Origin of the sequence: Petrotoga sp. Shatin.DS.tank11.9.2.9.3, from assembly GCF_003665005.1 — a bacterium.
Lineage (GTDB): Bacteria > Thermotogota > Thermotogae > Petrotogales > Petrotogaceae > Petrotoga > Petrotoga mobilis.
Genome location: NZ_JGVT01000005.1, coordinates 1 through 13,605 on the forward strand (window position 1 = coordinate 1; position 13,605 = coordinate 13,605).

The following is a 13,605-nucleotide window of genomic DNA, read 5'->3' on the forward strand; positions in this document are numbered from 1 at the left end:
AAGAACGTACAAAGTATAGTAGAAACGATAAACTCGATAACGGAACAAACGAACCTGTTGGCACTAAACGCAGCGATAGAAGCGGCAAGGGCAGGGGAAGCGGGAAGAGGATTTGCAGTTGTAGCGGATGAGATAAGGAAGTTAGCGGAAGAATCAAGGAATGCAACGGATGAAATATCCGAAATACTAACCAACATAACGCAAGGAACGAACAAAGTAAACGAATCGACGAACAAGGTAGTAGGAACGATAGGAGAAATAAACGAAAAGATGGAGAATGTACAGAAAAGTTTCAATCGTATAAAAGAAAGGATAGAAAGGATGGACCAAGGGATAGAAAACATGACGGCAAGTGCAGAGGAACAAAGTGCGAGTGCACAAGAGATGAGCACAGCGATGGACAGGGTAGCGAAAGCGGTGACAGAGATAAGTGAACAACTAGAAAGGTCAAGAAGTGTAATAGACGAACAAGTAAAACAAGGGATAGGGATAAACGAAGAAGCGAAAGAGTTGAGTGAATTAGCCACAGAGTTAAAAGGATTAGTTGGAAGTTTTAAGATATAAATTCACAGTGGGTGTGGGAGAAAATAACGAACAGGTATGAGTGGAGGTTTTAATAGTAAAAACCGACGAGGAATTAATGATAGCTCAATATACTAAAAGAATATTTAAAAAGTTTCAAAATGTGGCTAGAAAGATAGGTGTGTAACTAAGAAAGTGTACTTTTCAGGAAATTTAACTTTATTAAGAGAGGTGAGAAAGGTGAAAAGATTTATTGGTATGGTTTTTGTGGTTTTGTTGCTAGTTTCAGGCTTTTCGGAAGTAGGGGTAACTGATGATAAGATCTTAGTAGGTACTTTTCAAGCCATGTCGGGACCTGTTGCACCTATAGGAAGACCAATGGCGCAGGGTATGCAAGCTTATTTTAATTACATCAACGACAACGGTGGTATCTACGGAAGACAGATTGAGTTAATAGTAGCTGATGATCAGTTCAATCCTGCTAAAACGGTTGTAGAAGTTAGAAGGATGGTTGAGCAAGATGGAGTTTTTTCCATCGTTGGAGGACTAGGAACTCCAGGTATTTTAGCTGTACAAGATTATCTGAATGACAACGGTGTTCCCTTTGTTTATCAAGGTGGGGGTTCGATAGAGTTCAGTCTTCCACCCAGAGAGTATATTTTCCCGGTTCAACCGAATTACATAGTAGAAGCGAACATAGTAATGAATTATTTGGTAGAAAAGGGCCATGAAAGAATAGCAATCGTTTATAGGAATGCAGAAGATGGTCAAGAGTTCAGTAATTCAGCGGTAGGTACATTAAAAGCTTTGGGGATGGAGCCCGTTGCAAACATAGCAGTGGATCCTTTTAAAAGTGACTTCACATCTGAAGTAACACGTTTGTTATCAGTTAAACCTGATGCCGTAGCTGTTATGTTGTTCCTTCCCCAATCAGTTGGATTTGTTCGCCAAGCCAAACAATTTGGAATGACCGATCAAAGGTATCTTCTGACCTATTCAAACGCAGATGTGAGTTATCTACAATTAGCTCAAGAAGCAGGAGACGGTGTTGAAGTAATGGCTTGGGTTGCCGTGGATTTTACAAACCCCGAAGAACCCGCGATAAAAATATGGCAAGAATATTATGAAGGTATTCCTAATGCTTATGCTATCGCTGGTATGATAGCGGCAGAAGTTTTTGTCGAAGGGGTTAAAAGGGCAGGTCCTGATTTGACTAGAGAAAGTTTAGTTTCAGCTTTGGAGACTTTAGACAATTGGAAGGGCAATTACATTACACTTGGTGATGAAAATCATGGTTTGAGCTATAAGCCGGTGTCCTCAGGCTTTGATTCTCGAATGGGAATGACTTCTATGTATGTTCTAAAATCTGTTTTAACCGATCAAGGATTAGTTTGGGACTTTGCTTCAAGTTGGATACATTATTCTGTTGAATCGTTGTTAGAAGTTTTATAAATGATTATAAGGGGGTAAATTCCCCCCTTATAATCTTATAAACACAAATTTGAGGTGAAAGAATGCTTGAAGTCAAAAACGTTACCGTAGCATTTGGCGGTTTAAAGGCTGTTAACGATTTTTCTATGAAATTAGTGCAAGGAAAGATTCATGCTCTTATCGGTCCTAATGGAGCTGGGAAGACAACTTTGTTCAATACAATTACCAGGATAGTTAATCCCCAACAGGGGGATATTTTATTCAAAGGTGAATCTCTTTTAAAATTAGATACCCACGACATAATATATAAAGGCATATCGAGAACTTTTCAAAATTTACAACTTTTTCAGGCCATGAACGTTTTTGAAAACATCTATAGTGGATTAATACACAAATATAATGACTCCATTTTCTCTGTGGTTTCAAAATCAAAATCGAATTTTGATAGAGAAGCAAGAGATAAGGTTTTAGAAGTGGCTGAGATGTTTGACATAAAAAATAGGCTCACTTCTTATCCTTCTGGACTCAGTTATGGGATGCTAAAAAGGGTTGAAATGGCTAGAGCAGTTATTTCTGATCCAGAGCTTCTCTTATTGGATGAACCTGCAGCGGGTTTAAATTATTATGAAACAGAGGAGATAAAAAACATTATACAAATGGTCAATAAAAGAGGAAAGACGATATTGTTGGTGGAGCATGATATGAATGTTGTAATGACTGTTTCTGATTTAGTAACCGTTATGAACTTTGGGAAGAAAATTGCCGAAGGAACTCCCGAAGAAGTATCAAATAACGAAGAAGTTGTAAAAGTGTACTTGGGGGAAGATGAAAATGCTTGAAGTTGAAAATTTGGAAGTTAATTATGGTCATGTAAAGGCGGTAAAAAAAATTTCTTTTTCTGTGAATAAGGGTGAAATTGTTACCATTTTGGGCTCCAATGGAGCTGGTAAAACTTCAACACTTTTTGGAGTTTTGAATATAGTTAAATCTAAAGGTAAAGTAATTTTTGAAGGTGAAGATGTAAGTAATAAAAGTACTGTTTATATGGTAAAAAAAGGGATTGTGTTATGTCCTGAAAATAGAAGAATCTTTTCAAGTTTAACAGTCGAAGAAAATTTGAAAATGGGAACGTACTTAAGGGGAGATTATTCAAAAAATTCTGTATATGTTTACGATCTTTTCCCTGTTTTAAAAGAGAGAAGGAAGCAGAAAGCAGGTTCGTTATCTGGAGGAGAACAACAGATGTTGGCGTTAGGCAGGGCGCTTATGGCTTCTCCAAAGTTGTTGATGTTAGATGAGCCTTCCTTGGGATTGGCACCAATAATTATTGATGAAATATACAGTGTATTAAAAACTTTAAAAGAATCTAATATTCCAATTTTGCTCGTGGAACAAAACGCGATAAAATCACTAAAAATAAGTGATAGAACTTATATATTAGAAAATGGTAACGTTGCACATCAAGGAATATCCAAGGAAATGTTGAATGATGAGAGGTTAAAAAAGTCATATTTGGGGAAATAAGAAAGGAGAGGTAGAATTGCAAATACTCCAAAGCATAATTTCGGGGATTCCACAAGGAGCATTATACGGGCTTACCGCATTTGGAATAGCTTTGATTTTTAGGACCACAGGGGTTCTAAACTTTGCTCATGGAAATTCGGGAATGTTAGGAAGTTATATTGGACTTACTGTTTATTTGGTAAGTGGTAATATTATTTTATCTTTAATTTCAGCAGTTTTTTCAGGATTCCTTATCGGTATGGTTGTTGAGCGGTTTTTAATGAGACCTTTGAAACATTTATCGCATGGTGCGATGCTTATGGTTACATTAGGCTTGTTGATGGTAATTGAAGGTTTGGTTGTGTTGGTTTGGGGAACTGATTACTTTTCTTATCCAGAATTGTTTTCAGGAAAACCTTTTATCCTATTTTTGGAAAATGGGGTGCTAGTTATGCCTTCAAACGATGTTGTGATTACTATAATTTCCATTGCTGTAATGCTACTTTTAGCAATGTTTTTAAAGTATACCAAGTTAGGTATAGCTATTAGAGCTCGGTCTCAAGAGGAGATAGGTTCACTTGTATGTGGAATAGATATTAACCGTGTGGATGCAATTGTTTGGAGTATTGGAATAGCTACTGTAAGTTTAGTTGGAATTATTGCAGCGCCAAAAACTTACATACATCCCAGCATGTTGATAAATATGCAATTGTATGGTATAACAGCAGGTGTTCTTGGTGGTTTTTCGAACCTTTTTGGTGTTATTATAGGTGGGCTAATTTTAGGTGTTTTAGAAAAATTAGTTGGGGTTTATATATCTCCAGATTATCAATTATCTATTATTCTTGTATTGATAATATTAGTTTTGTTATTTAAACCTTCTGGGTTATTTGGGAAAGATTTTGAAGGGAGAGTGTGAGAATAGTGAAAACAGCATTATACACCTTAATAATTGGTTCTCTCCTGGGTTTATTGTTTATTTCCAAGTCGTTTTTGTTGTTAGTATTTTCTAATATAATAATCTTTGCAATCGCAGCTTTAGGTTTAAATGTAATATTTGGGTACACAGGTCAGATCTCTATCGGCCATGCTGCTTTTATGGCCATTGGAGCGTATACAAGTGCTTTTTTTACAATGAGTTTAAATATGCCAATATTTGTAAACTTAATTTTTGTTATCCTTTTTTCTGCTTTGTTTGGTATGTTAATAGCATTACCAGCTATGAGACTGAAAGGATTTTATTTAGCCATAGCAACTATGGCATTTGGGATAGCGGTACAAGAGATAATTGCCTCAATGGAGGTATTTGGTGGAAGGACCGGAATGAGGAACATCCCTGCTTTTTTTGATTCTGATTTTTATACCTATTTGTTGAATTTGTTTTTTTATAGTCTTTTGGTCTATATAACAAGTTTAATTGTAAAATCTCCTGCAGGGAAGAGATTCAATATGGTGCGAGACAGTGAATTGGCTGCCAGAGCGTTCGGGGTGAAAATTGCTAAAGCAAAATTACAAGCCTTTATTATCAGTTCTATATACAGCGGAATAGCAGGTTTTTTATATGCGCATACGCTAGGATATATATCTCCTGCAGATTTTGGTTTGAACGTCTCTTTGAATCTTTTGGCAATGGTTATTGTAGGTGGAGTTGCTTCTTTAAATGGAGGATTGATTGGTTCTGTTATAATTACAGGAATGCCTTTTTTATTTTCACGAAGCAATTTTCCTATGACTATAATAGTAGGGAGTTTATTAATAATATTTGTTTTATTCTTCCCTCGTGGCCTTTCTTATGGGTTGAAAATGTTGTATTTTAGATATTTTGAAATCCCTGTTATATGGATTATAAAAAAATTTTGGAAGAATAAGAAAAAAGAGGGAAGTTATATTAACATTGATGGAGTAAAATTATATTATGAAGTAAGTGGTGAAGGCATACCTGTTGTTATGATTCATGGTAATTATGCCTCTCACAGATGGTTTGAGAAAGTGAAAAACATTGAAGGTTTTAAGGTCTATACCCCTGATTTGCCAAATTTTGGTTACTCTGATTGGGTGAAAGAAATTCAAATAGATACTTATGCAGAATATACCAAAAAGTTTATAGATCTTTTAGGGTTGAATAAGGTTGTTTTAGTTGGGCATTCTTTGGGTGGAGCTGTAGCGATGTCGATAGCTTTTAGATATCCAGAAAAAGTAGAAAAATTAATACTTGTTGATTCCCCTTCTTTAAAGGGTTTGAAGACACCAGAAGAAAATTATTATGTTCTAAATTTGTTAAAAAACAATAGAACACTTCTAAAGAATTCTTTAAAGGCAATGGCTCCCTCATCAAGAGATAGAAAATTACTAAATCAACTAACTAACGATGCTCTTTTGATGAACCCAAAATGTTTTACTGAAAATGCAAGGGCTTTGGAAAATTATAACTATGAAGAGATGTCAAAAAATTGTACGGCAGAAGTATTATTCATTCTTGGGGAAAAAGATACGTTGATAACTAAAAATATGGCTGATGAAGTCGTTCGAAGTACAAATGGGAAATTAGAAATTATTCCTGATGTTGGACATTCGATTATAATAGAAGAACCAAAAGCATTTATAGATATTTTTAAAAGTTTTACATTGGAGAAAAATTAAAAAACGAAGGAGATAATGTTGGATAAAGTCAAAAATAAATCGTATGAAAAATTAATGACAGCAGCCAGGGATCTTTTTTCTGAAAAATGGTATGAAACAGTTTCCGTTGTCGAAATCTGTAGAAGAGCCGGATTATCTAACGGGGTGTTTTACAGGTATTTTAAGAACAAAGAGGACATATTTCTCAAATTGTTAAACGAAATAGTAATTTATTATGAAGAGGGCTTTTCTACAATTTCTGGTAAAAGTTTTGAAGACAGGATGGATCGGTTTTTAGACACCGTTGTTAAATCTGGAGTCGGAGATTACAAAAAAGATGTTTTGATTTATAGAGAGGGTCAATATCGATATCCAAAATACGAGCAACATTTGAGAGATTTATACGGCAAGGGAGTTTCTTTAGTTTTACTACGTGAAACGAGTCAGGCGGAACAATTATTTATTTCAGGAATTGCAAGATTTGTCATTATAAGGTATATTTTTAATGGTTTAAGTTATGACAAAACCAAAATTAAGAAGATTATTACTAACGGGATTTTTTATGATGAAATAAAAAATTATTCTTTGATATTCGATGATGAAGATATAATTTACCCCAGTATTCCTGATGACGAATCCGCCAAAACCAAATTAATATCTTCCGGTATGGAACTATTTGGTACGCAAGGATATTATAAAACTGATGTTCACGATATCACAAGGAATGCAGGTTATTCAGTGGGGACATTTTATCTTTATTTTGAAAGTAAAGAAGCTTTTTTAGAGGAAATAGTTAAAATAATTGGTAAAATGACAAGAAGATTCCTTACTATCAATCAAAAAAAACAATTAAATAGGGCGGAAAACGAGTTAAGGGGGATTTATCTCTTTCTAAAATATTTTGAAAGTAATTCTGAATACTATAAAATCGTAAGAGAATCTGAATTTATTGTAAAAAAGGCAGCAAATGATTATTATGACAGATTTGAAAAGGGTTATGTTGAGAATCTTGAACGAACAAAAATAGAAGATAAAAAATTGATAGCTAACAGTCTAATGGGGGTAAGTCATTACACAGGTATAGATAGAATTTTTTTGAAAAGAATTAAAGATATAAAATCTGTTTTAAAAGAATTATCAATTTACCTTACACATGGAATACGTATCTAAAAAGGAGTGAGAGATGAATGTATTTGGAGGATCCAGGTATCTATTATGAAATTTATGGAAAAGGAAAGCCGGTAATTATATTAAACGGAATTATGATGAGTACCTCAAGTTGGATGGCACATATAGAAAGGTGGCAAAAAAAATTCCAAGTTATTACGTACGATACTCGAGATCAAGGAAAATCCGCAAGGATTACCGACAAACCTTATACTATAGAAGTTCATGTTGAAGATTTAAAGAAATTGATTGACCATTTAGAATTAAAAAAGGTAAATTTAATGGGGGTTTCCTACGGGGCACAAATTGCAGAATTGTTTGCTTTAAAGTATCCTGAGATGATCGACAAACTGGTTCTTTCAAATGCAACCGACCATATAGATAACTATCTTAAGTCCATAGGTGAAGCATGGAAAGTAGCTGCAAAACTTTATGATGGTGAAAAATTCTTTGACATTTCGCTTCCTTATATATATTCTCGTCCATTTTATAACAGCAACTACGAATGGTTGATGAATAGAAGGAAGATATTTAAAGAAACCTTAACTAAAGACTGGTTTGATGGCTTTGTAAGGCTCGCTTCGTCTAACGAAACATTCGATATTAGAAATGAAATATCTAATATCAAGGCTAAAACTCTTTTCATTTCAGGAGAAGAAGATATTATAACCCCCAAAAGCCACATAATAGAAATGAGTAAAAAAGTAAAAAATTCTTTACTAGCTAACTTAGAAAACACTGGGCATGCGCTGTTTTTTGAAAAATTTGAAGAATTTTGTCTACTAGTAGAAGGCTTTTTTAATTACGATTAAAAAAATTAGATTTGAAATTATTCCCCTTATTCTACACTAAGAATTTGATATAATCATTTTTAAAAACTCTTCTTCTAAAGTGACAATAAGGGGCTTTTCCTGTTTTTTCATAATAATTTTGGTGGTAATCCTCTGCTTTGTAAAATTCTGAAGCTTTAGTTATCTTGGTAGCGACTTTCAAACCTCTATGGATTAACTCGTCTTTTACTTTTTCTGCGATTGCTTTTTGTTCCTCATTTATGTAAAATATTTCGCTTCTATATTGCTCTCCAATATCGGGCCCCTGACCGTTTTCTTGACTAAAGTCATGAATTTCAAAAAAATATCTAACTAACGATTCGTAGCTTACTATGTTTGGATCGAAGACAATTAAAACAGATTCTGCATGACCTGTTTTTCCACTACAAACCTGTTCATAAGATGGATTTTCAACAAAACCACCTGTATAACCACTGACTACGTCGATGACACCTGCGACTTTTTTAAACATGTATTCTACTCCCCAAAAACAACCTGCTGCAAAGATCGCTGTATCTGTTGGTATTTCGCTCATTTTAATCACCTCTTATTTTCTATGCTCCACATATATAAGTTATCGCTAAAAGAGCTTCAAAAATCACACGATAATTGTCGCTGCTTATTTTGACCTTTCTTCCATCTATTCTTTCTGTTAATGGCATGGATTCGACCATATCAGCTTTCGAAGTGTCAGAAAATTCAACAATCATCTCGATGGGTGAATTGAATCTGTAAACATCGAAATATTCTTTGTTTTTATCTTTCATTTCTTTAGTTGCACTTTTAATTTCTTCTAGTAGTTTCTTCATTGGTTTAAACTCTGCAGAGTATCTGCCTAAAGATCTTTTGGTTTCTACGTAGTATAAATGTTTGAAATATGGGTTCAGTTGTTTTTTGAGTTTATCATCCCCAACAACCATTGCCAATGGAACATCAAAACTACCTCCGTATGCGGCATTAATTAGCGTTTCATTCATTTCTATTCCATTGATCCAAATATTATGAATAGAAGAACTTGAATAAGTATGATCCATAGTAGAGTATTTTTCTCCTACTCCAGCATGGTAACCAAAAAAGATCATCCTATCGAAAGATTCATCTATACCTGTCATCATATAATATTTTCTTATCCCACCGCTGATTAATTTTACGTTTGGGAATTCTTCTGTGATCTCCCACGGAATGTTGTTCCCTTCCGCATGGGAATCAGATAAGGTGATCTCATGTTCTTTTAATTCTTCTAATAAAGCTTTTAATTGCCTAACAGCATATGTTTGTTTGTAATCTTTGTTATCTTTTGTGACATCGTTCCATTGGGCGACACCCCCAAGCCCTTCAAAATCAAATGAAATGTATATTTTTATAATAATCACCTCTTTATTGATAATTATATCAAAAAATCATTAAATTATATTTTTCTGACTGAATCTCTAATTATTAATTTTGTTGGCAAGATAACCCTTCTTTTCACCTTACTTTCATTTTTACCTTCTAATTTTTCTATCAAAAGTTTTGCTGCGTTCAATCCCATTTCGTAAACAGGTTGCTTAATGGTCGTTAGAGAAGGGTATAAATATTTAGCCAAGGGGGAATCATCAAAACCAACTATTGAGACATCTTCAGGGTAATTCAATCCAGCTTCTTTCAGTGCTTTTATCCCACCCAAGGCCATCCAATCATTAGCAAAAAAAATCGCTGTAAAGTTTTTACCATATTTGTCAAGATATTTTTTAATAGCAATATATCCATCTTTTACATCAAAAGTCGCGGGAATAAAGGTAACTTCGAAATCCTCTTTCTTTTGTGCAAAATCCATAAAAGCCTGCTTTCTTTCCCTGGCAGAGTATACTTCTATTAGACCTTCGACATGTAAGACTTTTCTATGGCCCATATCGTACAAATATTTTGCAATTTTCAACGAAGAGGCATAATTATCTATAGTAACAATATCCATTTTCAGTTCCGTGTTTTCTCTATCAACAGCAACAACAGGTATACCTGCTTCAATAAATTTTTCTAAACATTCTTCATCTTGGTAGGTTGTACAAACAATGACACCATCAACTTTTCTTGCGAAGAACTCTTCTAAGGCATCTCTCTCTTTTTCTAAAGAATGTCTATATGTTGAAAGGAACATTTCGAAATGATTTTTTAGAAGGACTTCTTCTATTCCTTCAGCTACCATTCCGTAGAAATCTTCTTTTAGATCTGGGACTAAGACCCCAATCCCTCTGAAGGAGCTCCCTTTTATGCTTTGGCTTCTTCTGTAATCTAATTCTTTTATAACCTTCAAAATCCTTTTTCTTGTTTCTTCAGTAACGTTCTCGCTTCCACTGAGAACTCTAGACACTGTTGCAATAGAGAAGCCCGAAGCTTTAGCAATTTCTCTTATCGTTGCCATTTATCCTCACCTCAAGAGTTACCCTTAATATGTTTCTAAATTAAGTTCTCCCTCAATTATCTCTATTAGAATGTTATCAGGGTCTTTGAAAAAAGCGATTCGTACGCCGCCCACAGCATTGGTAGGTTCCATTGTGAATTCTACACCTTTTTCTCTTAGATATTTAAAGGCTTGATCGACACTTTTTACTTTAAAAGCAAAGTGTTTTATGCCCATGTCTTTATCGTTTTGAGTTGTTAGATATTTTCCTTTTTCTGTAAAATTGAATAATTCGAGTACTTTATCCCCCATATCAAGGTAGACAATTACGAAATTCCCATTATCCTGAACAAGCTTTCCTAAAACTCTAAAACCAAGAATATCTCTGTAAAATTCAACAGATTTTTCCAAATCGGAAACTGTGATTGCTAAATGATCAAAATTAAAACGCATAATATTCATCCCCTTAAATAATCAAAGGTGTTTTTTATGCTAATTTCCCCTTCAATATTATTTAAAACTTTTGGGTGGGAGGGGAAAAGGGCAAAGAAGTTATCTTGAGAATAATTTTCTCCATTTATCTTAACGTTTACTCCCAATGCTGGTTTTTCACAACTCAATATCAAGTTGTTTCCTTCTTTTTCGTATGTAATCTTTGGATCGTTTAATTTATTTTTTCTTAAATCTGCAAATAATTCGTGGTTTTCTATTATGATTTTTCCATTTTGTTTTAGAATTAAGTAAGCTATGGAGTTATCTAAGTCAATGTTGGAAATATTAAGTTGATCGATAGTAGTTACAGAATCTTCGGGGATTTTTATGTTTGAATATTCTTTTTGCATAAGCTTTTTCCCATCTAAAGACCAAAGTTGAAATTCTAAATCAAGTTCGGTTTTGATTCCATCGTTTATCAGTGATATTATAACCTTTTCATCTTTATTTTTGGCAATCGCTAACAATTGATTATAAAATCTTTTAGTGTAAAAGTATAAGGCTTTTGGCCTTTTAAAATAATCTATGGAAGCCCAGCTGAAAACAGGCCATGAGTCATTTATTTGCCAATAAAGAGTTCCGGCTGTTTTGTATTTTCTGCTTCTCCAATGTTCTACTCCTGTCTTAATAGCCTCTGCTTGGTTGAGTTGAGTTAAATAAACAATTGAATCAAAGTTGTCAATCAATCCATAATGCCCATTGATGAACCTTAAGAGTCTTTCGGGACCTTCAACTTGTTTATTATGATTTAACATCGTTGGTGAAAATACATCTTTTTCTTTGTCTTCTGCAAAGAAATCAATAGTTTTCGGATCTGGAGCCGCTTGAAATCCAAATTCACTTACGAACTTTGAAGTGTCCCATGTATAGTATTTATAATCTTGCCATCCGGACCAGATTTCCCAAACATGTCTGTCTCCTGCTTCAGAAGAGTTGGCTTTGCTACCACCGTATGGGCTTGATGGCCAGTACAGTCTCGATGGATCTTCTTGAGCACATATTTTAGGAAAATCTTCTAAATAAAGTCTATTTCCAAGATTTTTCCCATCCACTTTCAATTTGTAATCCCATTCTTCAAAGCCCCAATTATTCTCATTATTTCCGCACCAAAGGACTATACTTGGATGGTGTCTTAGTTTCAATACTTGATGTCTTATTTCTTCATTTGCAATCTTTCTAAACCAATCTATATGGTCAGGATATTCCGCACATGCAAACATGAAGTCTTGCCAAACTAATATCCCTAACTCATCACATCTGTTGTAAAATGCAGGGTCTTCGTAAAGGCCTCCTCCCCATACTCTCAACATGTTCATATTGGATTCCTTCGCCATTTTGAGAAGTTTATCGTAATCACTCTCTTTTAACCAGCTTAAGATATTTTCAGCGGGTATCCAATTTGCCCCTTTGGCGAAGATTTTTCTGCCGTTTATCTCGAAGATAAAGCTTTCTCCTTCTGAGTTATTTTCTCTCACTACCCTGACGATTCTAAAACCTATTTTCTTTTTTTCACCATAGATTACTTCTTTATTTTCCTTAAGTCTGAACTCAACTTCGTATAAATAACTTTCACCCAAATCGTGTGGATACCAAAGCTTTAAATTCTCTATTCTTTTAGAACCTTCAAATTTGTAATTTTCAACACTATTGGTTACTGGTAATGTAATTACTGGATTTCCATTGAAAAGGATTTCTACCTCGTAGTTTTTAGTATCGTTGATACACGAATCAATGTAACCGGAAAAGCTAACCTTTCCATCTAAAGTCTCCAAAAAAGCGGTGGAACCAAAAAGTCTAGCATCTTTGTAACTTTCTATGTATATATCTCTGTATATCCCGCTTGTAGCTATTCTTGCTCCCCAGTCCCAGCCATAGGAATACTGAGCTTTTCTTATGTAAACTCTAGCGGTTTCTTCGCCAGCGTGTAATTTCCCGTAATTTTTTTCAAATCTTTTAGGGAGATCTATGGGAGATTTAATCTCTATTTTTAAAGAATTTTCTCCAATTTTCAAATACTTTTTGATATCAAAACGGTATTCTATGAACATATCCTCGGTTTCTCCAACGAAATTATCGTTAAGGTAGATATTTGAAAGGGTATCCACACCCTCTAATACAAGATAGTAACGTAGCTCATCATTTATCTCTTCTATGTGAAATTTCTTCTCGTATATCCAATTTTTCCATTCTAACCTTTTGAAAAGTTTTTCATTTTCTCCTACATAAGGGTGAGGCATGAGATTCAAATCCACAAGGTCTCCTTGTACGGTTCCAGGAACGTTTCCATCAAACTCAAACTCTTTTTCGTTATCGTAAACCTTCCATTTTCCATTTAAAGATATTTTCAATTGAAATTTCTCCTCCTATTAATATTTTTTGGTACTGTCTTTAAAAACTCTAAAACTTTGTATATAGCGCCCCTTCGCCCCGCTCCCCACCCATAAGGAATGGGAAGGCTTTGTTATTTCATATCTTAAAACTTCCAACTAATCCTTTTAACTCTGTGGCTAACTCACTCAACTCTTTCGCTTCTTCGTTTATTCCTATCCCTTGTTTTACTTGTTCGTCTATTACACTTCTTGACCTTTCTAGTTGTTCACTTATTTCTGTTACCGCTTTCGCTACCCTGTCCATCGCTGTGCTCATCTCTTGTGCACTCGC

General features: G+C 34.4%; 13 protein-coding genes and 1 pseudogene. 8 read left to right on the forward strand and 6 right to left on the reverse strand.

The genetic code is table 11. The features are described from left to right. The 8 genes from BZ25_RS04990 to BZ25_RS05025 form a co-directional block, all read left to right on the forward strand. Positions 1–564, forward strand: a 564-nt coding sequence (locus tag BZ25_RS04990) for a methyl-accepting chemotaxis protein (protein ID WP_233552362.1), incomplete at its 5' end; no start/stop codon positions are given. Between the two features lie 198 nt (positions 565–762). Then, positions 763–1,974 carry an ABC transporter substrate-binding protein gene (locus BZ25_RS04995; protein WP_012208346.1) on the forward strand — a complete coding sequence of 404 codons (1,212 nt, stop codon included), beginning with the start codon at positions 763–765 and terminating at the stop codon, positions 1,972–1,974. 62 nt (positions 1,975–2,036) lie between these two features. Further along, positions 2,037–2,792 carry an ABC transporter ATP-binding protein gene (locus BZ25_RS05000; protein WP_121514632.1) on the forward strand — a complete coding sequence of 252 codons (756 nt, stop codon included), beginning with the start codon at positions 2,037–2,039 and terminating at the stop codon, positions 2,790–2,792. After that, entirely contained in the window at positions 2,779–3,477 is a 699-nt protein-coding gene (locus tag BZ25_RS05005) for an ABC transporter ATP-binding protein (protein WP_121514631.1), read from the forward strand. The genes BZ25_RS05000 and BZ25_RS05005 overlap by 14 nt, the downstream gene beginning before the upstream one ends. A 16-nt stretch (positions 3,478–3,493) precedes the next feature. Next, positions 3,494–4,375 carry a branched-chain amino acid ABC transporter permease gene (locus tag BZ25_RS05010; protein WP_012208343.1) on the forward strand — a complete coding sequence of 294 codons (882 nt, stop codon included), beginning with the start codon at positions 3,494–3,496 and terminating at the stop codon, positions 4,373–4,375. Further along, complete coding sequence (locus tag BZ25_RS05015) at positions 4,372–6,096, forward strand: alpha/beta fold hydrolase (RefSeq protein ID WP_121514630.1); 1,725 nt, start codon at positions 4,372–4,374, stop codon at positions 6,094–6,096. Before BZ25_RS05010 ends, BZ25_RS05015 begins: the two co-directional genes overlap by 4 nt. 18 nt (positions 6,097–6,114) lie before the next feature. Continuing rightward, the gene (locus tag BZ25_RS05020) at positions 6,115–7,245 is read left to right on the forward strand and encodes a TetR/AcrR family transcriptional regulator (RefSeq protein ID WP_158584861.1); all 1,131 of its coding nucleotides are present in this window, start codon (positions 6,115–6,117) and stop codon (positions 7,243–7,245) included. A gap of 17 nt (positions 7,246–7,262) precedes the next feature. Then, on the forward strand, positions 7,263–8,054 hold the full coding sequence (locus BZ25_RS05025) for an alpha/beta fold hydrolase (protein WP_121514628.1): 792 nt from the start codon (positions 7,263–7,265) through the stop codon (positions 8,052–8,054). Positions 8,055–8,085: 31 nt separating this feature from the next. On the opposite strand, the gene msrA is transcribed toward BZ25_RS05025, so the two are convergent. The 6 genes and pseudogenes from msrA to BZ25_RS10305 all read right to left on the reverse strand — a co-directional run. Then, positions 8,086–8,607, reverse strand: a complete 522-nt coding sequence (msrA, locus tag BZ25_RS05030) for a peptide-methionine (S)-S-oxide reductase MsrA (RefSeq protein WP_121514627.1) — start codon at positions 8,605–8,607, stop codon at positions 8,086–8,088. Between the two features lie 19 nt (positions 8,608–8,626). Further along, on the reverse strand, positions 8,627–9,445 hold the full coding sequence (locus tag BZ25_RS05035) for a M55 family metallopeptidase (protein ID WP_199676853.1): 819 nt from the start codon (positions 9,443–9,445) through the stop codon (positions 8,627–8,629). A 35-nt stretch (positions 9,446–9,480) separates the two neighbouring features. Next, positions 9,481–10,473 carry a LacI family DNA-binding transcriptional regulator gene (locus BZ25_RS05040; RefSeq protein WP_121514626.1) on the reverse strand — a complete coding sequence of 331 codons (993 nt, stop codon included), beginning with the start codon at positions 10,471–10,473 and terminating at the stop codon, positions 9,481–9,483. Positions 10,474–10,497: 24 nt separating this feature from the next. Continuing rightward, positions 10,498–10,905 carry a VOC family protein gene (locus tag BZ25_RS05045; protein WP_158584862.1) on the reverse strand — a complete coding sequence of 136 codons (408 nt, stop codon included), beginning with the start codon at positions 10,903–10,905 and terminating at the stop codon, positions 10,498–10,500. 5 nt (positions 10,906–10,910) lie between these two features. After that, positions 10,911–13,292: a sugar-binding domain-containing protein gene (locus tag BZ25_RS05050; RefSeq protein ID WP_121514624.1), complete on the reverse strand. Its 2,382-nt coding sequence runs from the start codon at positions 13,290–13,292 to the stop codon at positions 10,911–10,913. Positions 13,293–13,410: 118 nt separating this feature from the next. Continuing rightward, positions 13,411–13,605, reverse strand: a pseudogene (locus BZ25_RS10305) (hypothetical protein); the annotation flags it as partial.

Excerpts from the sequence above, each read along its gene's own strand:
- BZ25_RS05000 (WP_121514632.1), top strand. The coding sequence starts at position 2,037 with ATGCTTGAAGTCAAAAACGTTACCGTAGCATTTGGCGGTTTAAAGGCT.
- BZ25_RS05005 (WP_121514631.1), top strand. The coding sequence starts at position 2,779 with ATGAAAATGCTTGAAGTTGAAAATTTGGAAGTTAATTATGGTCATGTA.
- BZ25_RS05025 (WP_121514628.1), top strand. The coding sequence starts at position 7,263 with ATGTATTTGGAGGATCCAGGTATCTATTATGAAATTTATGGAAAAGGA.
- msrA (WP_121514627.1), bottom strand. The coding sequence starts at position 8,607 with ATGAGCGAAATACCAACAGATACAGCGATCTTTGCAGCAGGTTGTTTT.
- BZ25_RS05040 (WP_121514626.1), bottom strand. The coding sequence starts at position 10,473 with ATGGCAACGATAAGAGAAATTGCTAAAGCTTCGGGCTTCTCTATTGCA.
- BZ25_RS05045 (WP_158584862.1), bottom strand. The coding sequence starts at position 10,905 with ATGCGTTTTAATTTTGATCATTTAGCAATCACAGTTTCCGATTTGGAA.